24 protein-coding genes are annotated in these 23,694 nt (G+C 42.0%); 15 read left to right on the top strand and 9 right to left on the bottom strand.

Annotated features, from left to right (window positions below; genetic code table 11):
• The 5 genes from F6K52_RS05605 to F6K52_RS05585 form a co-directional block, all read right to left on the bottom strand.
• Positions 1–240, bottom strand: a 240-nt coding sequence (locus tag F6K52_RS05605; RefSeq protein WP_293075194.1) for a hypothetical protein, incomplete at its 3' end; no start/stop codon positions are given.
• Between the two features lie 445 nt (positions 241–685).
• Positions 686–1,204 carry a DUF4365 domain-containing protein gene (locus tag F6K52_RS05600; protein ID WP_293075192.1) on the bottom strand — a complete coding sequence of 173 codons (519 nt, stop codon included), beginning with the start codon at positions 1,202–1,204 and terminating at the stop codon, positions 686–688.
• Between the two features lie 71 nt (positions 1,205–1,275).
• Positions 1,276–1,401 carry a hypothetical protein gene (locus F6K52_RS05595; RefSeq protein WP_293075190.1) on the bottom strand — a complete coding sequence of 42 codons (126 nt, stop codon included), beginning with the start codon at positions 1,399–1,401 and terminating at the stop codon, positions 1,276–1,278.
• An 81-nt stretch (positions 1,402–1,482) separates the two neighbouring features.
• The gene (locus F6K52_RS05590) at positions 1,483–1,995 is read right to left on the bottom strand and encodes a hypothetical protein (RefSeq protein WP_293075188.1); all 513 of its coding nucleotides are present in this window, start codon (positions 1,993–1,995) and stop codon (positions 1,483–1,485) included.
• A gap of 62 nt (positions 1,996–2,057) precedes the next feature.
• Positions 2,058–3,425 carry a metallophosphoesterase gene (locus tag F6K52_RS05585; RefSeq protein WP_293075186.1) on the bottom strand — a complete coding sequence of 456 codons (1,368 nt, stop codon included), beginning with the start codon at positions 3,423–3,425 and terminating at the stop codon, positions 2,058–2,060.
• Between the two features lie 216 nt (positions 3,426–3,641).
• Here F6K52_RS05585 and F6K52_RS05580 point away from each other — a divergent pair, with 216 nt between their 5' ends.
• Positions 3,642–3,779 (top strand): hypothetical protein, encoded by a 138-nt coding sequence (locus F6K52_RS05580; RefSeq protein WP_293075184.1) that lies wholly within the window; start codon positions 3,642–3,644, stop codon positions 3,777–3,779.
• Here the strand turns inward: F6K52_RS05580 and F6K52_RS05575 are convergent.
• Both F6K52_RS05575 and F6K52_RS05570 read right to left on the bottom strand, forming a co-directional pair.
• Complete coding sequence (locus F6K52_RS05575; RefSeq protein ID WP_293075182.1) at positions 3,772–6,033, bottom strand: polysaccharide biosynthesis tyrosine autokinase; 2,262 nt, start codon at positions 6,031–6,033, stop codon at positions 3,772–3,774. The genes F6K52_RS05580 and F6K52_RS05575 overlap by 8 nt on opposite strands.
• Positions 6,034–6,426: 393 nt before the next feature.
• The gene (locus F6K52_RS05570) at positions 6,427–8,772 is read right to left on the bottom strand and encodes an SLBB domain-containing protein (protein ID WP_293075180.1); all 2,346 of its coding nucleotides are present in this window, start codon (positions 8,770–8,772) and stop codon (positions 6,427–6,429) included.
• 222 nt (positions 8,773–8,994) lie between these two features.
• Here F6K52_RS05570 and F6K52_RS05565 point away from each other — a divergent pair, with 222 nt between their 5' ends.
• The gene (locus F6K52_RS05565) at positions 8,995–9,165 is read left to right on the top strand and encodes a hypothetical protein (protein ID WP_293075178.1); all 171 of its coding nucleotides are present in this window, start codon (positions 8,995–8,997) and stop codon (positions 9,163–9,165) included.
• A 534-nt stretch (positions 9,166–9,699) separates the two neighbouring features.
• On the opposite strand, the gene F6K52_RS05560 is transcribed toward F6K52_RS05565, so the two are convergent.
• Entirely contained in the window at positions 9,700–9,903 is a 204-nt protein-coding gene (locus F6K52_RS05560; protein ID WP_293075176.1) for a hypothetical protein, read from the bottom strand.
• 594 nt (positions 9,904–10,497) lie between these two features.
• Between F6K52_RS05560 and F6K52_RS05555 the strand changes: the two genes are divergently transcribed.
• The 3 genes from F6K52_RS05555 (at position 10,498) to F6K52_RS05545 (ending at position 13,535) form a co-directional block, all read left to right on the top strand.
• Complete coding sequence (locus F6K52_RS05555) at positions 10,498–11,964, top strand: hypothetical protein (protein ID WP_293075174.1); 1,467 nt, start codon at positions 10,498–10,500, stop codon at positions 11,962–11,964.
• Positions 11,965–12,039: 75 nt separating this feature from the next.
• Positions 12,040–12,417 (top strand): hypothetical protein, encoded by a 378-nt coding sequence (locus tag F6K52_RS05550; RefSeq protein ID WP_293075172.1) that lies wholly within the window; start codon positions 12,040–12,042, stop codon positions 12,415–12,417.
• 41 nt (positions 12,418–12,458) lie between these two features.
• Positions 12,459–13,535 (top strand): MraY family glycosyltransferase, encoded by a 1,077-nt coding sequence (locus F6K52_RS05545; RefSeq protein ID WP_293075170.1) that lies wholly within the window; start codon positions 12,459–12,461, stop codon positions 13,533–13,535.
• Here F6K52_RS05545 and F6K52_RS05540 read toward each other — a convergent pair.
• On the bottom strand, positions 13,493–13,741 hold the full coding sequence (locus F6K52_RS05540) for a hypothetical protein (RefSeq protein ID WP_293075168.1): 249 nt from the start codon (positions 13,739–13,741) through the stop codon (positions 13,493–13,495). The two genes, F6K52_RS05545 and F6K52_RS05540, sit on opposite strands and share 43 nt — an antisense overlap.
• 51 nt (positions 13,742–13,792) lie before the next feature.
• Between F6K52_RS05540 and F6K52_RS05535 the strand changes: the two genes are divergently transcribed.
• The 10 genes from F6K52_RS05535 to F6K52_RS05490 all read left to right on the top strand — a co-directional run bounded on the left by F6K52_RS05535 (position 13,793) and on the right by F6K52_RS05490 (position 23,668).
• Complete coding sequence (locus F6K52_RS05535; protein WP_293075166.1) at positions 13,793–14,068, top strand: hypothetical protein; 276 nt, start codon at positions 13,793–13,795, stop codon at positions 14,066–14,068.
• Between the two features lie 172 nt (positions 14,069–14,240).
• Positions 14,241–15,539: a glycosyltransferase family 4 protein gene (locus F6K52_RS05530; RefSeq protein WP_293075196.1), complete on the top strand. Its 1,299-nt coding sequence runs from the start codon at positions 14,241–14,243 to the stop codon at positions 15,537–15,539.
• 91 nt (positions 15,540–15,630) lie between these two features.
• Positions 15,631–15,825: a hypothetical protein gene (locus F6K52_RS05525; protein ID WP_293075164.1), complete on the top strand. Its 195-nt coding sequence runs from the start codon at positions 15,631–15,633 to the stop codon at positions 15,823–15,825.
• Positions 15,826–17,383: 1,558 nt separating this feature from the next.
• Positions 17,384–17,578, top strand: coding sequence for a hypothetical protein (locus tag F6K52_RS05520; protein WP_293075162.1), 195 nt, complete (start codon positions 17,384–17,386; stop codon positions 17,576–17,578).
• Between the two features lie 153 nt (positions 17,579–17,731).
• On the top strand, positions 17,732–18,904 hold the full coding sequence (locus F6K52_RS05515) for a DegT/DnrJ/EryC1/StrS family aminotransferase (protein ID WP_293075160.1): 1,173 nt from the start codon (positions 17,732–17,734) through the stop codon (positions 18,902–18,904).
• Positions 18,871–19,512 carry a hypothetical protein gene (locus tag F6K52_RS05510; protein WP_293075158.1) on the top strand — a complete coding sequence of 214 codons (642 nt, stop codon included), beginning with the start codon at positions 18,871–18,873 and terminating at the stop codon, positions 19,510–19,512. The genes F6K52_RS05515 and F6K52_RS05510 overlap by 34 nt, the downstream gene beginning before the upstream one ends.
• A gap of 1 nt (position 19,513) precedes the next feature.
• Complete coding sequence (locus F6K52_RS05505) at positions 19,514–20,179, top strand: class I SAM-dependent methyltransferase (RefSeq protein WP_293075156.1); 666 nt, start codon at positions 19,514–19,516, stop codon at positions 20,177–20,179.
• Positions 20,140–21,036, top strand: coding sequence for a class I SAM-dependent methyltransferase (locus F6K52_RS05500; protein ID WP_293075153.1), 897 nt, complete (start codon positions 20,140–20,142; stop codon positions 21,034–21,036). The genes F6K52_RS05505 and F6K52_RS05500 overlap by 40 nt, the downstream gene beginning before the upstream one ends.
• Positions 21,033–22,475, top strand: a complete 1,443-nt coding sequence (locus tag F6K52_RS05495; protein ID WP_293075151.1) for an MOP flippase family protein — start codon at positions 21,033–21,035, stop codon at positions 22,473–22,475. The genes F6K52_RS05500 and F6K52_RS05495 overlap by 4 nt, the downstream gene beginning before the upstream one ends.
• Entirely contained in the window at positions 22,472–23,668 is a 1,197-nt protein-coding gene (locus F6K52_RS05490; protein ID WP_293075149.1) for a glycosyltransferase, read from the top strand. The genes F6K52_RS05495 and F6K52_RS05490 overlap by 4 nt, the downstream gene beginning before the upstream one ends.
• The last annotated feature ends 26 nt before the right edge of the window (positions 23,669–23,694 follow it).

Raw genomic sequence — 23,694 nt, 5'->3', positions numbered from 1 at the left:
AGAAAGCTGTAATGGTGGTAAGCCAGCTTTTCGCCGTTCAGCATTGGTTAGTCCAAGCAACTCAGTATTGAATTTAGCTAAGGATGAGCTACTGGTTAGCACAGTTATCTGCTCCTGAGAACCTCTCTGGAGAGTGTGATTAGAGTAATGGTTAGCCAAAACTGAGCTAGACTGAAGCACTATTTCAGATAATCCGAGCAAAGTAAGCGGAGCAATTGCCAAAAACTTGGTTCTATGCATAAATCACCTCATGGGTCAATATCTGCAACAGATCTGATGGCACCCGGTAGCCATTAAAATGGCGCTAGATAGATAGAGCAATCCTATTCAGCTTTTCAAGGGGATTGCTATATATATTGACTAAGCGTCCCCTGAAAAGGTTCCCTAATTCTTTTATGGGAAATTACCAGAGGAGGTTTTTTTGCGTTCCCGTAGCCTGGCCGTTCGCGTAGCGTGGCCTAAAGGCCAAAAGGCCAATCGCGTAGCGTGACCTATTTGCCATCGCATTTTTATTACTTGATTCTCATGCCTTTTTATAACTATTAATAGTTAAATAGATGTAAGCTATCAGCTATTAGCTTTTTAAGAAAACACGTAACCATTGCTTTCATCTCTGTTACGTCAGCTGACTGCTGATAGCTGACCGCTGAGAGCTTAATCCTTAAACTTTTGAAAAATAACGTTTCTAGGCACGATGACTAATTACTCCCGGTAACTGCCGCAGCACATTATTTTTATATCGAGCGAATTTTTTAATGGCATCTTGATTGACAATATTATTTTTAGGAAGATTAACAGTAATCGTTTCTTCCATTTGCCATGGATCAAAGTTTTCCCAGTTTTCAAAGTAGGCTTGCAAGTACAGCCAATAGGCTAGATCTAGCTGAGCATCGTATACAATCAGGATACATGGCATTGCTTCTTTTAACCATGGCTCTATGTCTGAGCGTCCTAGAGGAAAGCCGATGGTTTCTTGATCACCGGCTAGCATGCTCAGAAAATCCGTTGCCTTTAGCTTGACGTGAATCTTACCATTTTCAAGTTCACTATTGGCATCATAGGTAAAGATAATCAAGTCAAAACCATAGGTATACTCAAGTTCAACTCGTTCTACTGAGTAACCACATAATAATACATATCGTTCCACATAATTGATACTGAGATCAGCAATAATTTTTTCTCTCGGTCGTTTATTTTTATTCATTGACCGGAAGGAATATAAATAGTTTACTCTATAGGATAACTTTAGGATAACTTTTTCTATAGTTCTTGGTTTTAGGGAGTAGGGAGTAGGGAGTAGGGAGTAGGGAGTAGGGAGTAGGGAGTAGGGAGTAGGGAGTAGGGAGTAGGGAGTAGGGAGTGGGAAAAAATCCTCTTTATCTGTGTACTGTGTACCTGCATCGCTAACTAAAAGCGATCGCTTATCACCCTAGACAAGCGATCGCTTTTAGTATTCAGAGATTATCCAATCAAAACTTCGATTTAACTACCAGCTAGGACAAAATCCACTTCATCAGCTCCGTCAGTTTGATCTTGACCGGAGGTAATTTGTTCGCCATTCACTTCAACAGCGAAGGGTGTGCTGTCTAAATTGATATTGTAATCCGTTGCGTCAGCAGTATATCCCACGCTAGCCACCATCTTACGACCCTCATCGGTATAGATGAATGCCAACATTTGGTTTTTTTCTTTCTGATTGTCGTAAGCCCAAATGACCATATATTGTTGGTCTTGATAGTCGAACATCTTAGGGGGACGAGTGGGCACATAACGACCAGCATCACCAAAGCTAGCATCCAAGAAGTTTTGCACAGAACTGTCTTGTACGATAGCGTAGGCAACTTCTTCGGGAGAGGTAGCTTCTGCGTCACCTTCACTTTCGTCCCTCTCTTCTTCTTGATCACGGTTGCGGAAATAATCCACAGCCATTTTAGTTCCGACCGCACCGACTGCTGCTATACCAGCACCCATTAGTATGTTGCGCAGTTTACTCATTTGTTGTTATGGCCTATGACTACCAACGCATTATAATATAGCAGTTCTCAATTCCATAGTGTTTACAGATTCTGGAGCACAAAGGGTTTGATAGCACTACTACTCCACTTATTCTTCAGTTTCTCAACTATAAATGGCCGAATTACAAACTTAGGGGGCACACCCTGATGTACATCAATCCTTAGAAAGGTATGAGGAGAGCGGGCTGTTCTGCCTTTACCTTTGCGTCCGATAAATAAAAGCGATCGCGCCACCATTTGAACATAACCGCCCTGACTAATTTCCATCACTTCAACCTCATCTTTGCGCTGACCCCGTAAACTAGCACCACTTCCGCCACAGACCAACCAATTTAAATTGGAGTCAGCATGTTTAGTATCAAGGGTACGCAAATGCTCAAAGCAATGGGCGTGTCCACTTAAGATTAAATCTACCAGTGGTCGTTTTTCCGGTAGGGAACCAATAGCAGCAGCCACCTGATCCAATACTTGGCGTAAATGCCCACGAACTGCGATCGCATCTGGCTGCTCCCATCGGCTTGTTTCCGTTGAATAGGGAGAGTGATGAAGATAGACCACTCGTCCCCGTACCTGAGGATCATGCCAAGAATCAATTAACCGTTGCTGTAACCAGTCTAGTTGTTCTTGGTCAGGACCAGCCTTAGGTTTAGAGGAAGAGTCAGAACTACAAAAGGTATTGGAATCAAGGGCAAAAAAGTCAATCCCGCCATATCTAAAGGTATAGTAGCGATTAGGTAGGCGGGTAAAGTGACCAGGTTGGTAGCGCAGGCATCTGCCCGTTTTGGTCTTGGCCGTATAGTGTTGGTTAAGGTACTCAGCTAAATTACGGCGCTTGTGAGGCTGACTCAAGCAATCAAGAAAAGCGTGAGCATAGGCTTTGCCTTGGTAAGAACTCTCCCAACCTAGGGTCAACCCTAACTTAGATTTTAACCAACGGTGTAGAGGTAAACTTAACTGAGCAAATAATCTGGGCAGAAACGTCAGGTCATAGTAATCATGATTTCCTGGTACAGGAAAAATCGGATGATTAAAGACTAGTCGAGTAGTGTCAGTTTTCTTGACAGGACTCCTAATACCGAAAACCTCTCGGTAGAATTGAATAAATTTCTCCAGATAAAACTCAGCAGACCCAAAGGGATAAACCAGATCCCCTGTGTGTAAGGTAAAGCGACACGTATCGATGTGCTCACCTAATTGTTGAGCAATTTGTGCTTGCAGCTTCTCTCCATATTTCGTATCTGAATCCGTATCCCCAAGGACTAGAAATGAAAAGTCTGGACGTTCATTTTCACCATCATCAAGGACTAACTTAGTTTGGTCAATTTCCTCCTTGATAATCGCAAGATTACCCCAGCATAAGCACTGGTTAATTGTAGCGATTTTAGTAGCAATAGGTGGATCATATAGCATGTTTTAAATCTAGCCATTATACGACTTGTGAGGTACAAATCTTTGGGTTTTAGGGAGCAGGGAGCAGGGAGCAGGGAGCAGGGAAGAGGCAAGAGGCAAGAGGCAAGAGGGAAAAGAAAAAAAATAATGTGTATATCATATCTATGAGAAACGCTACATTTATTTGCAAAATATAGTTTTTAATTGTATTTTGTAAATAGGTCAGGAACAATATTAATGTTTTTTAAAAATACCAAAAAATACTCCAAGCTTTTTCCTATTGTTCCCTGCTCCCTGCTCCCTGCTCCCTGCTCCCTATTCCCTATTCCCTATTCCCTGTTCCCTGTTCCCTGTTCCCTGTTCCCTTTTACTTAGACAATGTCGATGTCAGGTTCTCTTCTTCCTCCTCCCAAGCCTCTTCTTTGTGATTGTTTCCGTAACCCTCTTTGTAGTAAACGTAAGGGCTATTGGAGTCAGCTTCAACACCATTAGCAACAAGGCCTAAAACATTAACTCGGGACAGTCTGAGATTATCAAGAGCTTGGGTCAGAGCAGAGCGGTCTGTTTTTTGAATGCGAGTTACCAGAATCAATCCATCGGTTTTAGGAGTAAGCAAGGTAGTATCTGCTAATCCCAAAACTGGGGGAGTATCATAAATAATTAGGTCAAATATTTCTTCGAAATATTTGATCAATCCTTTCATTTTCTCGGAAGAGAGCAGTTTGGTAGGGTCTGGAGGAATTTTACCTGCGGTTAGGATTGATAAGCCCGGTAGATCAGGTATCGGTTGGCTGTTAATTACCTCTTCAGGAGTTCGGGTTTGGGCAATTAAATTACTTAATCCCAACTCATTGGGTAATTGCAATCTAGTATGAACTTGGGGTTTACGCATATCCGCATCCACTAGTAACACCTTTTTTCCCATGGCTGCTGCTGTTTGAGCCACGAAAAGTGAAATGGTTGACTTACCATCCCCAGGCGTAGATGAACTGATGGCCACAGAATGGATTGGGCGGTCTGAACTGAGTAATTGAATATTGGTATTGAGTACTCGTATAGCTTCCAAAAAGTGTGAAAATTGGGCGTCTTTACCATAGCTATAAGCGGTTAATTTTTTCCTCAAACCTGGTATTACCCAGGTAAAGGGTGTAGAAAAGAAACGTCCTACTGTTTCTAAGGAATTAGTACTTGGGGCTCCTGGTAGTTTTTTATTAATGGGGATAGTCCCTAATACAGGAAGTTTGGTTTGTTGTTTTAGTTCGTCGAGAGTGTGATAAACGTTATCTAATCGTTCTAAAACCAAAGCAAAACCAATGCCTACCAGAATGGTAGCTACAGCTCCCAAGGTTAAATTACGTGGGATATTAGGAGAGATGGGATTCTCTGCCCAAACTGGGGCTTCAATCACTTCCCAAGGAATCTCGGTTTGGGCTTCTTGAATTTTCAAGCTTTGTTTGGTAGTCTCAAATTTATTTAACGCTTCTGTTGCAATTTGTATTTCTCGCTGTAACTCGGCGTATCGTCTGGCTAAGGCAGGGATTTGTTGAGCCTGTTGGTCTAGTTGTTGTTGGGCAACGAATAAGGTTTGACGTTTGGTTTCAATCCGTTGTACTTCAGTTACACCTTCTGCAAATTTCGAGTTTAACACTCGCTCTGCTTCTTGCTCTAGGATTGGGAAGAGGTTTTGCCGTTGAGTTTGGAGAAGTTGAATAGCTGTGCTTTGGGGTTGGAAGCGAGTTAATTCCCCAGCGATTTGGCTTTCTACAGTTCTTAACTGACCAATGATGTTCTGATAGAGTGGAGCCTCACCAAGAGCCGCCAGGGCTCCCGTTTCTTGTTGTAGAGAACCAAGATAGGAACGGGCTTGAACTAATTCTTGTTCAAGGGCTAAGTTTTGCTGCTTCAAGGTGGTCATTTGAGACGCAATGAGTTGAGCTTGGCTTTCGGGGTTAGTAAACTGATATCGCTCTCTAAAGACTTGTAATTGGTTTTGGAGTTGATTTACCCTACTTTGTAAGGATGGTAACTGGTTTTCAATGAATTGAATCCCTAGCTTTAAGTTAGTCTGGCGCTCTTCCAGGGAGTACTCCAGATATACCTGGGCTAATAGGTCTAACACAGTCAAGATCTGATCCTGATCGTTTCCCTCGTAGCTGATTTCTAAGATCTTAGTTTTCCCTAAGCGAGTGATGGTTAAATCCTCCATTAGGGAATCATAATCAATTTCGGGATAAGTTTTTTGGAGTTCTGCCAGCACTTTTTCCATTAGCTTAGGACTACGTAGAACTTCAATTTGGGTTTCGTAGTCTAAACCAGATTTAACGTCTTGGTCTCCTAAAAAAGACGTGAAATTCCCTAAGTCATTTTCAGCATTAACCGGCTCTACTAAAAGCTTAAATTTACTTTCGTAAATTGGCTCTTGATTTAACGTCATTGGGATGATGAAGGACATCCCTGTCACTGCTACCCCGACAATGACTAGTCCTCGCCGTTCCAGCACCGTAAGCCAAAGGCGCAAATCCCATTCACTATCATCTGCTTCTAACCATGGTGACCCTTGAGGTAAAGGAGGAAAGTTACCGTTATTACTGGCAATTGGCAAAGGAGAGGGAGAAAAATTATTAATCATTGCGTTTTGTTTATAGTTTAATTGAAAAGTCTAAGCATTCAGCCGTCAGCTTTTAGCTCACGCTACGCGAACAGCTATCAGCTGTCAGCAATAGACCAATAGATGATAGCTTAATGCTTACAAAAATTTTGTTTAAATCATGAGTATAATATGTTATATATTTCAATTTAAATAGATTTATAATAACCAAAATAAAATAATTGATTTTTTAACTCATGATTTAGATTTTATTTTAAATGTTTATTTAACTGTTATTTTTTATAGTTTAGAGGTTTTTATTATAATGAGTTACACAGGATTTTTTCCCTCTTGCCTCTTGCCTCTTGCCTCTTGCCTTTTCTGAGTTCCCTGTTCCCTGCTCCGAAGCTCCCTGCTCCCTTTTCACTTGCTATACTAATCCAACAACGAACGTATGGCAGGCAAAAATTGGAACACTGGACCAAGAATATTGGAGAGGGTATCAGTGATTCTGGCGGAACGGGAGCGACCAGCAAGGATAATATCGTTGTTCCATAGCAGAGGGTTAGTTTCGTCATTCAGTCCTTGCTTAAAATTGACTTGGATTTCCCGTCGGCTTAAGCTACCATCAGGATTAAAACGAATCAGCTCCACCACTTCTTCTGAGCGCTCATTAAATCCACCCGCCGAAAGCAACGCTTCATTCAAGGTAGTATTCGATGGGATTTCCACTGTTCCTTGTTGTTCCACTTCTCCAACAACATTGACCCGAATTACATTTGGAGAAAGATTAGTGGAAGCAATTTGAGCAGCTTCTGCGGCAGTGATGTCTGTGACAGCAGGAATAATGACTGTGTCTCCCCTTTGCAAGGCCAAATCTTGGCTGAGGTCTCCTTCTTGTAATAATTGCCACAGGTTAACGTTAATCAGCTGTTCTGTGCCATCGCGAGTGGGACGACGCACTTGAATTTTCCGCAAGTTAGCAGAGGGTTTAATCCCGCCAGCGGTTTGAATCGCTTGAGAAACTGTGGGGCGACTAGCGCCGTTTTCTCCTGCTGCTAGGTTTTGTCCTCCTCCTAGGCGGTAAGCTCCTGGTCTAAACACTTCCCCCACCACCGCCACATCGGATATGGCGTCAGTGCTCGCTAGGTTAGATGCTGCGAGTTGAGCGCTTTTGGCTAAGTCTACCTCAGTGGTGGCTGGAATTATAATGACATCCCCATCCCGCAAAATCAGGTTTTGACTCAAATCACCGGCTTGCAACAATTGTGAGAGATTAACCCTAATCGTATCAGTAATACCAGAAGGTTGAGTACGCCGAATTTGCACTCCCTCTAAATCCGCCGATTGGGTCATCCCGCCAGCCAGCTGAACCGCTTGAGCGATACTGGGAAACTGGGTATTATTGATTAAGGGTAGAACGTAGGAGCCTGGTTTTTTAATTTCCCCGGAAATAGCGATTTGTAACGGGCGGGCTTGGAGTAAACTAACGGTGATGGCAGGAGAGCGCAATTCTGATTGATATTTAGTTGCGATCGCAAACTCTGCTTCTTCTAAGGTCATGCCCTCAACGGTCAGTTTACCCACTAAGGGCAACTTGAGGGAGCCATCCACACCAACTTGTTGTTGGCCACTAAACTCCGGAACCCTGAAAATAGTAATTAGAATCACATCCCCGGCACCAAGGGTATAGGTTTGGTCGATTACAGGGCTAACTGACCCTACAGGAGATGCAGGAGTGGTAAGGTCAGGAAGAGTGGGGAATGGTATTGTTTGGGTAGGTTGCTCAAAGGTAGGCAGAGGTACCATGTCTGTGGACTGACCTGGGGGCGATGGTAGGGTCTGGGTAGGTTGCTCAAAGGTGGGCAGAGGGACAATCTCTGTGGACTGACCTTCAGAAGACTGACCTGGGTAAGGTGTTGGTGTCGATTGAGCAACAGTCAATTGAGCAATGGTCGATTCAGCAATAGCCGAAGCAAGTATAATTTCCCTGGGCTGTTCACCATTAGGCACTGATTCCCTGAATGTCAGCATAGCTAACTTCCCAGGAGCACTTAAGTTGGCATCAGCAACGATTAGCTCGACATCATCTTCTGGTTGATTAGAAATCTCAAAAAATGAACCATTAACTAACCTCAGGTCTGATCTAAAGGTTAATTTCATTACAGGTCTATTGGTAGTGTTGCCTTTTACTGCCACCTTCGATTTGGTTGGTTTGTTCACCTTAGGGATGGTGGCAATGATATCAGCTGGGGGTTTTTTCGCTACCTTTACTGGAGCTGGCTCCACGGTTTCCCATGGCATTTTGATCAAATCACTGCCAACGGAGCGAGCAACAATACGGTTAATCTGTAGTTTTTTGCTCGGTAGGATTTTAATCGGTAGTACTAAATCTGCCGGAGAAACCGTTACCCTAGGAAGGGGTGGAGGCAGGGGTGGTGGTTTAATAGTTGCAACGGTTTCTGGGCTAACGGTTTCTTCAGGAATAGCTAGTGAGCTTGGCCATGACTTACCTAGGTCTAACTGAGATCGGCTCTGGGAAAACTTTCCCTCAGGAAACCGTTGTGGTAAACCCAGAGTTTGTGACTCTTGGGGATTGGTATCGTTTTTTCCAAGATTGCCGAGATTCCCGAGATTGAATAAATTGACTGTTGTGGATTGATCAGCAGAAATCAGTTGGACAATCGGATGATCATTGTAATTCCAATTATTACTCAGCCCATACCCTATAAAATAGCTAGCGGCGGCTGAAACGGGAATCAGTACTAAGGCTTTGAACATGGGATTATTTGAATAACTTCAACAAATTCCAATTTAGGGAGTAGGGAGTAGGGAGCAGGGAGTAGGGAGCAGGGAGTAGGGAGTAGGGAATCGGGACAGCCCCCCGAGGGAGGATAGGGGCAAGATGCCTGTTCCACCCCTTATATAGCGCTACGCGCAAGTCAGAAGTCAGAAGTCAGAAGTCAGAAGTAAACTATACTCACGTTTCGGAGTTTAGGAGCGATGCAGCGCGGTCTTGGGGTTTCCCCCAAGACCGCGCTGCATCAAGACAGGTGCGGACACAGGTTCCGCACACAGAACCCAAACCATGAGCGACTGCATCAAGACGGGAGCAGAGAAGAGGTAAGAGGGAAAACAATCCTGTGCACTTTGGTTATTACCAATAATTTTTGAATATTCAACACTATTTATAGTTATTTTATAGTTACTTTATAGTTATTTTACAGTTACTAGTTATATAGCAATTCTCGTATTAATAGACCTGTTGCAAAAATAAATATGAAATCAAAATCTATCGCTTTTGCCTTCCCCTCCTGGGAGGGGTTAGGGGTGGGTTCCTCTTGCCTTTTGCCTTGTCTTCACCCACGGTTTATGAGACTTATGCAAGCGTACCGGAGGTTTAATCAGATACACACACCGATTTTTTACTTCTTCGCTGATCCGTTCGCGTTTTGGGTGCATGTCAGTTTTGTTAATCCCTGATTCAGATACCCCATTATCCCCCTTAATAAGGGGGACTTTTCAATCTAATTCCCCCCTTTTTTAAGGGGGGTTAGGGGGGATCTATGTACCTAATTACAAATTTGACATGTTACCTTCCCTTGGCCCAGGGCATCAGCCCCTAAAAATACCCGACAGGGAACTAACTTAATAAACTAAGTTAATAGACCTCTATCCTTAATACTGGTCTTGGGGTAGTTATCAGGATTATTCCCTACAGGATTCTTCTGGAACAGGGAACAGGGAACAGGGAATAGGGAATAGGGAATAGGGAATAGGGAGCAGGGAGCAGGGAGCAGGGAGTAGGGAGCAGGGAGCAGGGAGCAGGGAGTAGGCAATAGGCATGCTAGCAATAGTGAAAAAATTTTGTTTACCTAATAGTGAGAAAAAACGCTGTATAGCAATTTTCATGACGAGTAAGCGAAATTGCTGATTTTTTGCGATGCATTCCTGCTCCATTCGCGTAGCGTGGCCTAGGGCCTTAGTCCCTACTCCCTACTCCTTGTTTTTTATTTGATAGCGTTCAAATAAATATAGTGTTTTCCATACTTATGAGATATATTCAAGTTTGTTACCCCGACTCCTTACTTCTGACTTCTGACTTCCGACTTCTGACTTCTGACTTCTGACTTCTGACTCCCTACTCCCTAAAATTCAGTAATTTTTACCTCCACTAATTTATAAATAAAACATATATTAATACCATCAATAATAATAGTTTTTTAAAAAATACTTTCAAATAAAATAAATAAAAAAAAAAAATTTTCCTGATGTTATATTCAAGGTTAGTAGAAGTGATACGAGAACTAAATCGAGTTGATTATTGATCAGCTAATAAGAGAAACTATCTTGCTGTAGTCACTAACTAATTGGCTTTGATTTATTAACAAGTTTTGAGTGCATTTTACCTTAATTCCTGCATCATTGATCTGGGAGTACGCTATACCACACCTATATTATTTAAACGTTACGGACTGACACTCACATTCAGAGTCAGCTTAAGGCATGATTCACATTTCCAAACTTGCAACCTACAGTTTTGCGGTGTTCACTCCCTGGTTTATCGGGGGTCAAGCTCCAGCAACTGCGGCAGTCCCTCATGGTGGGAACCCCCAAGACCGCGCTGCCTCTAATTTATACTCTAACTACAAGGATTTAGGAACCTCTGTTTCTACTGTTAATCCTACTGTTAAGAGTCCATCGGTAAAGGTACTGCTGGGAGCAACTCCTGTGGGGCTTAGTACTACTAATCGTGAGATTAAAACTAGTCCAGAACCAGTTAAGCCTTTCGGTGCCATATCTAACGTAGGAACTCCAGTTTTGGGAGCGGGACTAGTTGCTGGTAATCAGGTTAATTATCCAGTTAATTATCCAGTTAATTATCCAGTTAACTCAGTTCCCAAGGTAAGCACTGAAACTGCTATAACTCAAGGAAGATTAACGTCAACCAAAAAGAGTTTTTCTAGTCCATGGTTAGGGTCTACTTCAGCCTTAAGTGGGAACTCTAGAACCAGTGGTGCTGAGGTTACTTCACCCTATCAACCATCCCATACATCCTACCAGCCAGTATCGAGCACACTAGTTTCTCAATCTAGTGACGCCACTAACCCCACTGAATCTCCAAACCCTTCTACAATTTCGCCAGAACTTGAAGAGAAACTCCGCGAGTTCAGAAAGAGACTAGAGTTCTACCGATTAAACGTTGAGTCAGCTAAGCCTCGTACAGTTTCTCCAGGGTTTAGCATTGCCAATCCCTCGGGATTTGGGACTGACAAGTACAACGGTTTTGTAGGGTTTGGTTTTCAAGCTCCTGCTCGCTATAGCGGTGGTCAGGGTGGTTTAATCGGAGGTGGTTTGGATGGAGGCTTAGGATTTGGCTTTGGTGTTGGGGACGCGACCGACTCAGTGGGAGCACAGTTATCCTATACAGTAGCTAGTTTTGGTGGTAGCCGACCTTTTGGTAGTGGAGGTTTTAATGCCAAAATACACAGTAGATTTGAGCCGGGATGGGGTGTTGCTTTAGGAGGAGAAGGAATCATTAACATCGGACGATTACCGGAAGGTGCTAATGATAGCGCTGAATTTAATGATTTCGAGAATAGCTACTACGGAGCCGTGACCAAGGTGCTTCCCCTCAGAGCTAACCCTAGTGACCCTTTTGGTGTGGCAGTCGTGACGGTCGGAGCTGGTACAGGTCGGTTTCGCAGTGAAGAAAAAGTATTGAATCAAGAAAGTGGTATTGGTGTCTTTGGTGGTATAGGTGTGGGAGTGCTCCCGTGGCTAAGTGTAATTACGGAGTGGACGGGACAAGATTTAGCTATCGGTGCATCCATTGCCCCGTTTAAAAATATCCCTATCGTATTTACTCCCGCCATCAGAGATATTGCTGGTGCAGGGGATCAAGCCCGTTTTACGTTGGGTGTTGGTGGCTCAGTGGGGGATGTTATCTCTCTGTTGGATCTGATTTTCTAAGATTCCGGTTTAGGTCTCAACTGCCGTTAAGGCAAGCTAATAGGTTACACCGAGGTAAATTCACAGAGGTAAATCATGAAACTCATACCCTCAATTAACATTAAAACTGCCAGTGTTATGACAATCACTGCTTTGGCGATGGCATCGACTTCAATTTTGCCTGCCCAAGCTAATGATAATGGGCCAACTGTGGGAGAAAAGATAGGAACCGCTATCTTGATTCAGCGTGTAGGGCGAGCTGCCCAGGCTCGCCGTGCTGCCCGCGCCGCACAAAATTTGGGTGGATTAAGCCCGCAATCTACTGCTTTGTTAAACAATGTTGTAACCAGTGCTGCGCAGATAGATGCTTGTGCAGCGAGTGGTTGTTCACAGGCAGAGTTATTCGATTTATTAGGCGTGGCCAATGCTAATCTACAACAGTTTGTGAACTCAATTCAATCTGGAAATCAGTAAATCATAGTTCTAAGAGCTGATAATTTTTACGCCATTGCACCATGGTTTCCTCTGGATATTATGTAGTTGCCTTCATTGTTGCCGCTTTAATTGTTTTTAATACTATTCCGATAGTTAAAGCGGCTGCCATCAAGTATCAGTACACGGATTTACCAGCCGAGCGGAAAGTGCATCGACAACCAATGGTGCGTTTAGGGGGAATTTCTATTGCTGCTGGCACTTTACTGGCTCTGTTTTTAGTATGGAGTTTAGGAGGGTTGGCAGATTTTCCCCCTGGCGTTTCTTCAGAGGTTTGGGCAGTTGTTCTCGGCAGTTTCTGCTTTTTCTTGATTGGCGTTACCGACGACTTGGTGAGTTTATCGCCCTTAACGCGCTTGTTACTGCAAGCGGTCGTGGCTAGTGTCGCTTGGGCAATGGGGCTGGAGATTAGCCTTGTCAGTCTGCCAGGAGTGGGAATATTACACTTAGGATGGCTGAGTTTACCTCTTACGGTCTTTTGGCTAACAGGGGTTGTCAACGCCATAAATTGGATTGATGGACTGGATGGCTTGGCTTCAGGAGTGGCTGGGATTGCTGGGGTGATGATTTTCCTCCTCAGTTTGTTCATGGGCGAAACCGAGACAGCACTAATTAGTGCCGCATTAGTGGGGAGTTTATTAGGATTTTTGTACTATAACTTCAATCCAGCCCAAATTTTTATGGGAGATGGTGGCTCCTACTTCATCGGTTTCACCATCGCTAGCCTGAGTGTGATGGCATTGGTGAAAAGTGCCGTAGGGACAACAGTGCTCCTACCTTTGCTGGTCTTGGCCGTACCCCTTTTAGATATGTCTGCGGTGATTATTCTAAGATTATATAACGGTAGCTCACCTTTCCAGGCGGATCAACGGCATCTCCATCATCGTTTGTTAAAAGCAGGTTTGTCTCATCGACTAACGGTGTTACTGATTTATGCCCTGACCTTATGGGTAGGTAGTTTAGCTTTAGTTTTTGTTGAGTTTCCTGGCAGTCCGGTAATTCTCGGTAGTACAACGATTTTACTAGGATTGGTCAGTTGGAGAGCATGGGAGTCTGTTCATGGCTCTTCCATGGAGCAGGGAGTGGGGAGTGGGGAGTAGGGAATAGGGAGCAGGGAGCAGGGAGCAGGGAGCAGAGAAAAAATTCTTTGTATAGCACTACGCAATAAAGTTAGGACATGGCTAAAAGCTGAAAACCTGTTGTAGTAAACTTCTGACTTCTGACTTGTGACTTCTGACTTGCGCGTAGCGCTATACCTGATCAGCACGAAAATTGCTATAGCGTTGCTTATCGCTATGAAGTACACAGGATTGTTTTCCTCTTATCTCTTACCTTCCCCTCCTGGGAGGGGTTAGGGGTGGGTTCCTCTTACCTGCTCCCTACTCCCTACTCCCTGCTCCCTAAAAGCCATAACTTTGTACTTCATAAGTACAAGAATTCCTATACATCTAAATTACATATGAGTTGTAAACGTGGCTGGGGAGATGGCCAGATGGCCATCTCCCCAGACTCCGCGCGCCATCTCCGCGCGCCCCCGCTCCATAGCTACTCCCTACTCCCTAGAACCAAAGTGGTGCGTTACGGGACGGATTGTCTGAAGTTACTGAGAAAATCACGGCTCCCCAGTCCCTAAGGCACCCTACACAACTCTTGCCTCTTGCCTCTTGCCTCTTGCCTCTTGCCTCTTGCCTCTTGCCTACTCCCTACTCCCTGCTCCCTGCTCCCTGCTCCCTGCTCCCTGCTCCCTACTCCCAATTCCCTGTTCCCTGTTCCCTAAAACAATTGAAAAAACTATCAGTGGATTTATGGTTTTTATTAAACAACTAAAAACATCAAATCTAATTAAAGACTGGTTACCGACAAATACAGTTAGTGACCAGTCTCTGCGGCTGTCTGTACTAACTCAGTTTTTCCCTCCTGACTATGCGGCTACTGGCCAGCTAATTCAAGAGTTGGTGATGCAATTGGGCAAACAAGGCATGGATATTAAGGTGTTTACTGGACAACCAGGCTATGCCTTTGAGACTGCCACTGCACCAATGTATGAAAAGTTGGGCAAAGTACAAATTAAGCGATCGCGTGCGTCTCAACTGTGGCCTCAGCAGATTCGTGGCAAGGCTATAAATGGCTTAGTTTTTGCTGTGCGAGCGTTTTTGCACTTAGTTAAAAACTGTCGTCGTCGTAATTTGGTGTTATTAACGACTGCGCCACCGTTTTTTCCTGTGGTTGCCTACCTGGCTCGTAAGATTTTTGGTATGCGCTATGTTTGCCTAATTTACGATTTTTACCCAGATATTGCTGTAGAGTTAGGAGTGATTGGTCACAATCATCCCTTGGCTCGATTTTGGAGAAGTCTCAATCGTCGGGTTTGGCGTAAAGCGGAGGCAATAATTGTCCTCAGTTCAGCCATGAAGCAACGAGTGATAAATACCTGTCCTAAATTGGCTAACAAGGTGGCGGTGATTCACAGTTGGGCTAACCCAGATGTGATTGTACCACTGCCCAAGCCAGATAACTGGTTTGCCCAGAAGCACAATTTAGTGAATAAGTTTACGGTGCTTTACTCTGGTAATATGGGGCGCTGCCATGATATCGACACGATTCTTGAGACTGCTAAATTACTAAAAGACGAACCGATTCAGTTTGTCTGTATTGGTAGTGGCGCGAAGCGAGAAGCGTTAATCGAGGACGTGAAGGGCTTAGGCTTAACTAATTTTCTGTTTTTGCCCTACCAAGACAAAGAAGTATTGCCCTACTCCTTAACCGCTTGCGATCTCTCCTTAGTCAGTGTGATGCCTGGTATGGAAACCTTAGTGGCTCCTAGCAAACTCTACTCTGCGTTAGCCGCTGGGGTTCCGGTGGCGGTGATTTGCTCTCGGGAGGCGTACTTAACTGAGCTGATCGCCAAGGCTAAGTGCGGTAGCAGCTTCGTGAATGGAGATAGCCAAGGTCTGGCTGACTATATCCGCTCTCTGGCCGCTAATCAGGGGTTAGTAAAATCCCTAGGTCAAGCTGGTCGTGAGTATTTATTAGAGAATTTTACTCCTGAAGTGATTGCTAAGCAGTATGATCAGGTTCTTTGTGAAGCGTTGAGTGGGGAATAGGGAGTAGGGAGTGGGGTGTGGGGTGTGGGGAGTAGGGAGTAGGGAGTAGGGAGTGTGGGGAGTGGGCGCGGGGAGTGTGGGGACGAGTGGAGTGAGCCTCCTGCCTGCCTGGGAATTCAACGGGCAAGATGCCCGTTCCACCAAGATGCCCGTTCCACCAAGATGCTGGTTCCACAAAACTCTTAAAATCATTCTATTATTAAGCAACGCTCCCTGTTCCCTATTCCCTACTCCCTGCTCCCTGCTCCCTGTTCCCTATGACATTGACGTATGGGCTTTTTTTTGATACTATTATTTACCGGAAGTATTTTTTAATAAAATTCAATTAAAAATTAAACAATTTTCTACAACCAATTAGATCAATTATCCTGATTATAAGGTATTTCGCTGATCCTTTTAAACCAAAGGTCAGAATTAATAACGTCTTAAATGCAATCAGCGCCAATAAAGACGTTAATCATAGATATAATCAATGCTATTTCAAATAATTTAGGAAATTGTCCTGAAATATATAGGTTACTAAGAATACAGAATTAGTGCTGATTATTTACGCACTCATTTAAAAAAATATTTTTATATTTTGTTTATAAAAAATCTTATAGTGAAACAATTTTATGACCTAATTGATTATAGTTTTTCTCAACAATATTCTCAATTTTCCTGAAAAACATAGATTAATAAGAATAAATGATTTGGGGTTAACTACTAAGGTTTTATTGACTGATTTGTTTAAGAGATAATCGTAAATTTCAGCAATCAGCAATCAGTTATCAGCAATCAGCAATCAGCAATCAGCAATCAGCAATCAGCAATCAGCAATCAGCAATCAGCAATCAGCAATCAGCAATCAGCAATCAGCAATCAGCAATCAGTTATCAGTTTTTGAATAAGCGATGCAGCGCGGTCTTGGGAGTTTCCCCCATGAGTGACTGGATCAAGACAACAGGTAAGCATTTGAGTTAAGTCACAGGCTGGAAGCCTGTGCCACGGCTGACGGCTGACCGCTGACCGCTAAAACTAAATACTAGGTAGTTATAGCACTAAGCATTAAAGTTAGGACATTGATACAAGCAGCAAAAGCTATTGTAGTCAACTCTTGCCTTTTGCCTTTTGCCTCTTGCCTTGCGCGTAGCGCTATATTACTATCTAGATCCTTAAATTTAGGAGTGGGCTTCGATGGTCCTGTTGATCTCAGTCTCTCCCCACACCACTTTTCATTAGTTGTGATGTCAACAACAGAAAAGTGATTAAGGGGGAGAGTGTGTCTATTATTTTAGGGAGCAGGGAGTAGGGAATTTAGAATTTAGAATTTAGAATTTAGAATTTAGAATTTAGAATTTAGAATTTAGAATTTAGAATAGTGGCAAGAGGCTGTATTCAGAAAATTTTATTAGTTGAATGTAAGCTAATGCGCTACGCGCACACTACGGGAACAGTTATCAGCTATCAGCTATCAGAGCATTACTGAGGGGCTGAATGAATAGGAGTGGGGTGGGCATCCTGGCTGCCGGAAAAATGAAACAGACAAGATCCCTGTTCTACGGTTGAGGCCACTGGCATCTTGCCAGTTCTACAGTTGGGACACTGGCAAGATGCCGGTTCTACGGTTGGGACACTGGCAAGATGCCAGTTCTACACTTGCCACTCTTCTCCCCCCTGCTCCCGATTCTTCATTCTTCATTCTTCATTCTTCATTCTTCATTCTTCATTCTTCATTCTAAATTCTAAATTCTTCATTCTTCATTCTTGGTTGCTACCTTGATAGCGTTAGTCAAAAGTATCGGTTGTTTGCTGACCGGCCAGGACAACTTCAGGCGCGTGGTGTTAAACCAAAATATGCCTTGATGCTGATAGCGAGTAAAACTACAGTAGCTATCGAAGGAGAATGGGTAGAGGCATTTTGGTGTAGTGAGTGCCAGAAAACCAAGTGGTATCACGTGTGCAAGAGTGGAGGCGATCGCACTTATAAGGTATCGTTGGCTCCGGCTGAGTTATGGCAGCAGGTCACAGGGGTGATCGATCCAGATGGCAATTCTTGAGTGGGGGAGTTTACCCGTCGCCAGTCTAGAAGAATTGGTTTTTATGGGGTTAAGGATTTTGGGGTGATTTAGTTTTGGCTCTCTAGTCCTTGTGGATGAGTTAGGGGTGAGCTTAAACATGTCCAGGTTATTTGCAAAAAGACAGATTATATTATGACAACTCCAGTTAGATCTAAGGAGAAGTTCCTAGTTTTTGGTTCTCCAGCGATTGAGAATGCAGAGATCCAAGAAGTTGTAGCTAGTATGAAGAGTGGGTGGTTAGGAACAGGTCCTAAAGTTGCCCAATTTGAAAATGATTTCAAGACCTATAAAGGTGCTAAGTATGCAGTAGCTGTGAATTCTTGTACTGCGGCACTGCATTTGAGTATATTAGCAGCGGGCTTGAAGCCAGGAGATGAGGTAATTACCACTCCGCTAACATTTTGTGCCACTGTTAATGCCATTATCCATGCTGGGGCTACACCTGTGGTAGTGGATATTGATCCGCTGACAATGAATATTGATCCTAAGCAGGTTGAAGCAAAAATTACCTCCAAGACCCGAGCAATTTTACCTGTTCATTTTGCTGGTCGTCCCTGCAATATGGATGCACTCTGTGAGATTGTTGAGCGATATAAATTAAAACTGATTGAAGACTGTGCCCACGCCATTGAGACCGAGTACAAAGGTCGCAAAGCAGGAACATTTGGTGATTTTGGCTGTTTTAGTTTTTATGTTACCAAGAACATCGTCACGGGTGAGGGAGGTCTGGTACTGACTAACTGTGAAGAAGACGCAGCCCGCATCAAGATCCTAGGACTACACGGCATGAGTAAGGATGCTTGGAAGCGTTTTGGTGATGAAGGTTATAAACACTATCAAGTAGTGGAATGTGGCTTCAAATACAACATGATGGATCTTCAGGGAGCCATTGGCATTCATCAGCTAGAGCGAGTTGAACCTTATTGGCAGCGACGTCAGGAGATTTGGCAGAAATATAATCAAGCTTTTGCTAATTTACCCATTGGCTTACCAGCAGAACCGGAACCAGACACCCGCCATGCCTATCATTTGTATACCGTTATGGTTGATGAAGCGAAAACTGGGATTAGCCGTGATGGGTTTCTGAATCGAATGACTGCTGAAAATATTGGGGTGGGAGTACATTATTTAAGTGTTGCTGAACATCCTTACTATCAGCAGACCTTTGGCTGGAAACCAGAAGATTATCCTAATGCTATGGGTATTGGAAGGCAGACGGTGAGTTTGCCATTGTCGGCGAAGTTGACCGATGAAGATGTTGAAGATGTGATTTGGGCAGTGAAGAAAGTAATCAAACACAGCTAATGCAAAGAATTAAGAGATTTCTGAATCGCTTGCTTACTTTTGCAGAGTTCTGGATTGTTTATAGTTTAGGTAAAGTATTTGGGATTTCCATAATTGTTAGATATTTGAAAAATCCCAATCCTCAAATAACAGTTAAACTTCTGCGAAAATTTGGTGCCACTATTGGAGAAAAAACTACAATAAAAAGAAGTTTACTAATTGATAATGCTTATGAAGACAAGAATTCAGCAGGAGATTTCAGCTATCTCTACATTGGCGAGAACTGCTACATAGGTGATTCCGTTTACTTTGACCTTGCCAACAAAATTATATTGGACAATAACGTTGTTATCTCCGGTCAAGTGTCATTTATCACTCATGCTGACTGTAATCGTTCTAATTTTTTAGCACAAAAATTTCCGCGAAAATGTCAGTCTATTTTTGTTAATAATGGTGCATGGATTTGTTTCAAAGCTACTATCCTATCAGGGGTCAAGGTAGGTAAAAATTCTGTAGTAGCAGCCAATGCTCTTGTAAGAGAAAATGTGAATTCCTTCACAGTATATGCTGGACTACCAGCTAAAAATATTAAAAATCTCGATAATTCCGGCAAAACAATGGATTTATAAAATGGCCAAGGAATTTAAAAATATTTTAATTAACTCAATTCACGACCGGGAGTTGAAATCATGTGCCTCTAGACATTTAAAAGGAAAGTTAATTGATATTGGTTGTGGAACTAAACCTTACAAATATTTCCTCTCTAGCTACATACAAGAACACATTGGAGTTGACCATGAAGGTACATTTCATGATAAATCCCATATTGATTTAATTGGTACAGCTTATCAAATACCAGTTGAAGATTATTCTTTTGACTCTGCTCTATGTACGGCTGTTTTAGAACATTTAGAAGAGCCAGAATTAGCTTTAATAGAATGTAATCGAGTTCTTAAAATCGGTGGTATAGCCATTTATTCTGTTCCATTTATATGGCATTTACATGAAGAACCTAGAGACTTTTATAGATATTCAAAATATGGATTAAAATATTTATTTGAAAAAACTGGATTTGAAATTGTAGAAATCAAAGCCCTTTCAGGATTTTGGGTAACATTTGGTCAGTTATTAGTTTATAATTTATATCGAAGCAATCGTAGTTTATTACGTTTGCTTCGGTTAATTGATGCTATTGGATTATTAATTCAGGGTTTTTCGTATATTCTAGATAAGATTGACAAAACAGAACAATGGACATGGATGTATATAGTAGTAGCCCAGAAAAAATTAAATTAATTGATGTCAAAAATTTTCTTAGAGAAAATCTTAAAACAGAGGTAGAAAAGTATTTTGGCATACAAGATAATCAGTGGCTTGAGCGGGTCACGAATAATTGGTTTGATGTTCAAAAAGACTATACTGGAAGATGGAAAGTAATTAAAGAAAAAAGTGAACTCAATAGTAAAATTCTAGATATGGCTGCTGGGTGTGGTACTTTTGTTTTATTTGGCTTGAACCATGGATACGATGTATGGGGTGTTGAACCTGAAACATGGAAACGAGAATACTTTTTGAAAAAAATTAACGCATGTAATTATTCTTCAAGCTATGCAGATCATATATTAGAAGGGGTCGGGGAATCTTTACCCTTTGAAGATAATTTTTTTGATATTGTTACTACCTATCAAACTTTAGAGCATGTTCAATGTGTTCAAACTTGTATTATAGAAATGCTGCGTGTGCTCAAGCCTGGTGGTTGTCTATACATACAATGTCCTGATTATAATAGTTTTTTTGAACCTCATTATAGAATACCTTTTTTACCAAAAATGAATAAAAAAATTGCAAAAATTTACCTAAAATTAATAGGTAAACCAACTCTGGGGCTAGACACTTTACAATGGACTACTGAAAAAGAAATAATTACTATTATTGATAGTAGTAATTATATAGTTAAAATAGAACAAACAGGATTAAAAAATCCTGATCATCGTCGTATTAAAATTATCAATAAACTACCGAAATATCTACAACATAGTTTTTACGTTTATCTAATTGATTGGATTTATAAAATCAAACAAGAAATCAAAAAAATATCTTTAATAGGTAGAAGAGAAAACCATGTAAGTTTATGGATTACTAAAATACAATGAGTCTAGGTAAGAAGACTACTTCCGGTATTAAATGGTCTTCAGTTTCACAAATTGCGCGACAGCTGATGCAGTTTGCCACTACAGCTATTCTTGGTCGTTTGCTCTCTCCTGATGATTTTGGCTTGCTGGGTATGGCAACCATTGTAATTGGATTTGTAGAACTTTTTAAGGACTTAGGTACATCAGCAGCAGTAATCCAGAAAAATAATCTTTCTGAATCTCTTGTCCATAGCATTTTTTGGATTAATGTAGGCTTTGGTATCCTGGGAACAATTATTCTTTTCATAATTTCTCCCTTAGTAGCTAAGTTTTATGAGGAACCAAGAATTGCTCCAGTGCTGATGGTTCTTTCCTGTGCATTTTTGATTTCCAGTATCAGCATTTTACAAAACGCTATTCTACAAAAAGATTTAGCATTCAATAAATTAGCCAATATAGAAATTTTTGCAGTCTTTAATGGATCTGCGATTGGTATTGTTTCAGCATTCCTAGGCTTTGGAGTATGGAGCTTAGTTTATCAATCGGTAACCGTTGTTACGGTTACAACGGTTTTACTTTGGATAACAACTGCTTGGAAACCAAAATTAGTTTTTTCCTGGAACGAGGTGAGACAGGTTGGCCGTTATAGCTTGAACTTAACTGGGTTTAATATATTTAACTATTTTATTAGAAATGCAGACTATATTTTAATCGGAAAATTTTTAGGATCTGAGTCATTAGGATATTACACCTTAGCCTATCGCCTCATGCTTTACCCCTTGCAGAATATTTCTGGAGTACTTGGGAAGGTAATGTTTCCGGCTTTTTCTCAGGTACAAAACGACAATGCTAGATTTAGGCGCGCTTATCTTAAGGTTGTTGCCACGATTGCCCTAGTTAGTTTTCCGGTCATGATGTGTCTGTGGGCTATTTCTGAACCATTTATCCTGACATTGTTTGGTTCTCAATGGCAGCCTGTAATTGTGTTACTGATGATTCTGATTCCTGTAGGAATTGTTCAATCTATAGGAACAACAGTCGGTACAATCTATACTTCCAAAGGTCGTACAGATTGGATGCTTCGCTGGGGTATTGGTTCGGGAACATTACTTACCCTTGGAATCGTGATTGGATTGCAATGGGGCATAGTTGGGGTGGCTACGGCTTATGCAACTGCTTCTTTGCTCGTCACCTATCCAAGTTTTGCAATTCCTTTTCGCCTCATAAATTTACGGGTAAGTGACTTGATTCCAGTGCTTTGGCGACCATTTCTGGCAAGCTTATTGATGCTTGGGGTGCTGATGAGTTTAAAGATGTTGGTTTTGCCCACAAGTCTAGCCAGTGCTTGGGTATTAAGCATACTGGTGCCTACAGGATTGATTACTTACTTGTTAGCTAGTTGGTTGATTAATAGAGAGCAGATGCAGGAATTATTGGCTACATTAGGAGTCAAGAGATGATAAATCAGGCATTAAATCATAAAAATATAACTGTGCTTCACAGTAATGATAACTGGCTCCCTTTAACAGAAAACTGGCTGTATAATCAGATTCGCAATTTGCCAGACGAAATTGAAAATCATATTATCTGCCAAACTACAAGGAATTTGGATCAATTTAGTTTACCTAATATCCATTCTTGTTCAGAATTACTGCCAAGGTTAACTAATCTATATCAAAGATTAGGTAAACTGAGAGGTTCGAGCTACTTATATCAATTTGCTTTCTCACAATTACTGGTTAAAATAGCCGAAAAATATAAAGCAGATATTTTGCACTCCCACTTTGGTAATACCGCTTGGTATAATATTAAGGCTGCAAAACAAGCAAATTTAAAGCATATCGCTACATTCTACGGTTACGATGTTAACTTTATGCCTAAGCAATATCCCAAGTGGCTTCAGCGCTATCAAACCTTGTTTAAGCATATAGACTGTATTCTTTGTGAAGGCTCCCACATGGCTCAGTGCATTGCTGAGTTAGGCTGTCCACAACATAAGATTCAAGTTCATCATTTAGGTATTGCGATTGAAGAGATTCCCTTTAAACCTCGGTCATGGAATCCTTCTGAAGCTTTGCATGTACTTATCGCCGCTTCCTTTCGTGAGAAAAAGGGCATTCCCTATGCCATAGAAGCTTTGGGGCAATTGCAGCATGAACTTCCTCTGAAACTAACTATTATTGGTGATGCTAGTCCCGATCATAGAAGTCAGGCAGAGAAACAAACAATTCTCACTGCTATCGAAAAATACAACCTTCAGTCAAAGGTTCGTATGTTAGGTTATCAACCCCATGCGGTTTTATTAGAAGAAGCTTACAAGCATCATGTCTTTATCTCACCTAGTGTTACATCAAATGATGGTGATACAGAAGGTGGTGCACCTGTAGCAATTATTGAAATGATTGGTACGGGAATGCCCGTTGTAAGTACCAAGCACTGTGATATCCCAGAAGTAACTAAAAATAGCGTGCGAAGTTTGTTAGCACCAGAACGGGATGTGGATGGATTGCTTAGTCATCTTAAGTGGTTGATTAATAATCCTGACCAATGGAGCAAAATGCTTGAGGCTGGGCGTGGATATGTGGAACAAGAATATGATGCTGGCCAACAGGGTGTAAGACTAGCAAATATTTACCAGTCAATTAGCAGTTAACGATTTATCACTAAAAATACTTCATC

Source organism: Moorena sp. SIO3H5, assembly GCF_010692395.1.
Lineage (GTDB): Bacteria > Cyanobacteriota > Cyanobacteriia > Cyanobacteriales > Coleofasciculaceae > Moorena.
The sequence above is the reverse complement of the archived record's forward strand: the minus strand, read 5'-3'. Positions and strand labels throughout refer to the sequence as shown.

What these genes read in the sequence shown, in the direction of transcription:
- F6K52_RS05600 (WP_293075192.1), bottom strand. Translation starts at nt 1,204, where the DNA reads ATGAATAAAAATAAACGACCGAGAGAAAAAATTATTGCTGATCTCAGT.
- F6K52_RS05530 (WP_293075196.1), top strand. Translation starts at nt 14,241, where the DNA reads ATGGTTTTTATTAAACAACTAAAAACATCAAATCTAATTAAAGACTGG.
- F6K52_RS05515 (WP_293075160.1), top strand. Translation starts at nt 17,732, where the DNA reads ATGACAACTCCAGTTAGATCTAAGGAGAAGTTCCTAGTTTTTGGTTCT.
- F6K52_RS05580 (WP_293075184.1), top strand. Translation starts at nt 3,642, where the DNA reads ATGTTTTTTAAAAATACCAAAAAATACTCCAAGCTTTTTCCTATTGTT.
- F6K52_RS05505 (WP_293075156.1), top strand. Translation starts at nt 19,514, where the DNA reads ATGGCCAAGGAATTTAAAAATATTTTAATTAACTCAATTCACGACCGG.
- F6K52_RS05560 (WP_293075176.1), bottom strand. Translation starts at nt 9,903, where the DNA reads ATGAAAATTGCTATACAGCGTTTTTTCTCACTATTAGGTAAACAAAAT.
- F6K52_RS05490 (WP_293075149.1), top strand. Translation starts at nt 22,472, where the DNA reads ATGATAAATCAGGCATTAAATCATAAAAATATAACTGTGCTTCACAGT.
- F6K52_RS05585 (WP_293075186.1), bottom strand. Translation starts at nt 3,425, where the DNA reads ATGCTATATGATCCACCTATTGCTACTAAAATCGCTACAATTAACCAG.
- F6K52_RS05590 (WP_293075188.1), bottom strand. Translation starts at nt 1,995, where the DNA reads ATGAGTAAACTGCGCAACATACTAATGGGTGCTGGTATAGCAGCAGTC.
- F6K52_RS05555 (WP_293075174.1), top strand. Translation starts at nt 10,498, where the DNA reads ATGATTCACATTTCCAAACTTGCAACCTACAGTTTTGCGGTGTTCACT.
- F6K52_RS05495 (WP_293075151.1), top strand. Translation starts at nt 21,033, where the DNA reads ATGAGTCTAGGTAAGAAGACTACTTCCGGTATTAAATGGTCTTCAGTT.
- F6K52_RS05550 (WP_293075172.1), top strand. Translation starts at nt 12,040, where the DNA reads ATGAAACTCATACCCTCAATTAACATTAAAACTGCCAGTGTTATGACA.
- F6K52_RS05595 (WP_293075190.1), bottom strand. Translation starts at nt 1,401, where the DNA reads ATGCAGGTACACAGTACACAGATAAAGAGGATTTTTTCCCACTCCCTA.
- F6K52_RS05565 (WP_293075178.1), top strand. Translation starts at nt 8,995, where the DNA reads ATGCAGCGCGGTCTTGGGGTTTCCCCCAAGACCGCGCTGCATCAAGAC.
- F6K52_RS05570 (WP_293075180.1), bottom strand. Translation starts at nt 8,772, where the DNA reads ATGTTCAAAGCCTTAGTACTGATTCCCGTTTCAGCCGCCGCTAGCTAT.
- F6K52_RS05500 (WP_293075153.1), top strand. Translation starts at nt 20,140, where the DNA reads ATGGATGTATATAGTAGTAGCCCAGAAAAAATTAAATTAATTGATGTC.
- F6K52_RS05520 (WP_293075162.1), top strand. Translation starts at nt 17,384, where the DNA reads ATGCTGATAGCGAGTAAAACTACAGTAGCTATCGAAGGAGAATGGGTA.
- F6K52_RS05575 (WP_293075182.1), bottom strand. Translation starts at nt 6,033, where the DNA reads ATGATTAATAATTTTTCTCCCTCTCCTTTGCCAATTGCCAGTAATAAC.
- F6K52_RS05545 (WP_293075170.1), top strand. Translation starts at nt 12,459, where the DNA reads ATGGTTTCCTCTGGATATTATGTAGTTGCCTTCATTGTTGCCGCTTTA.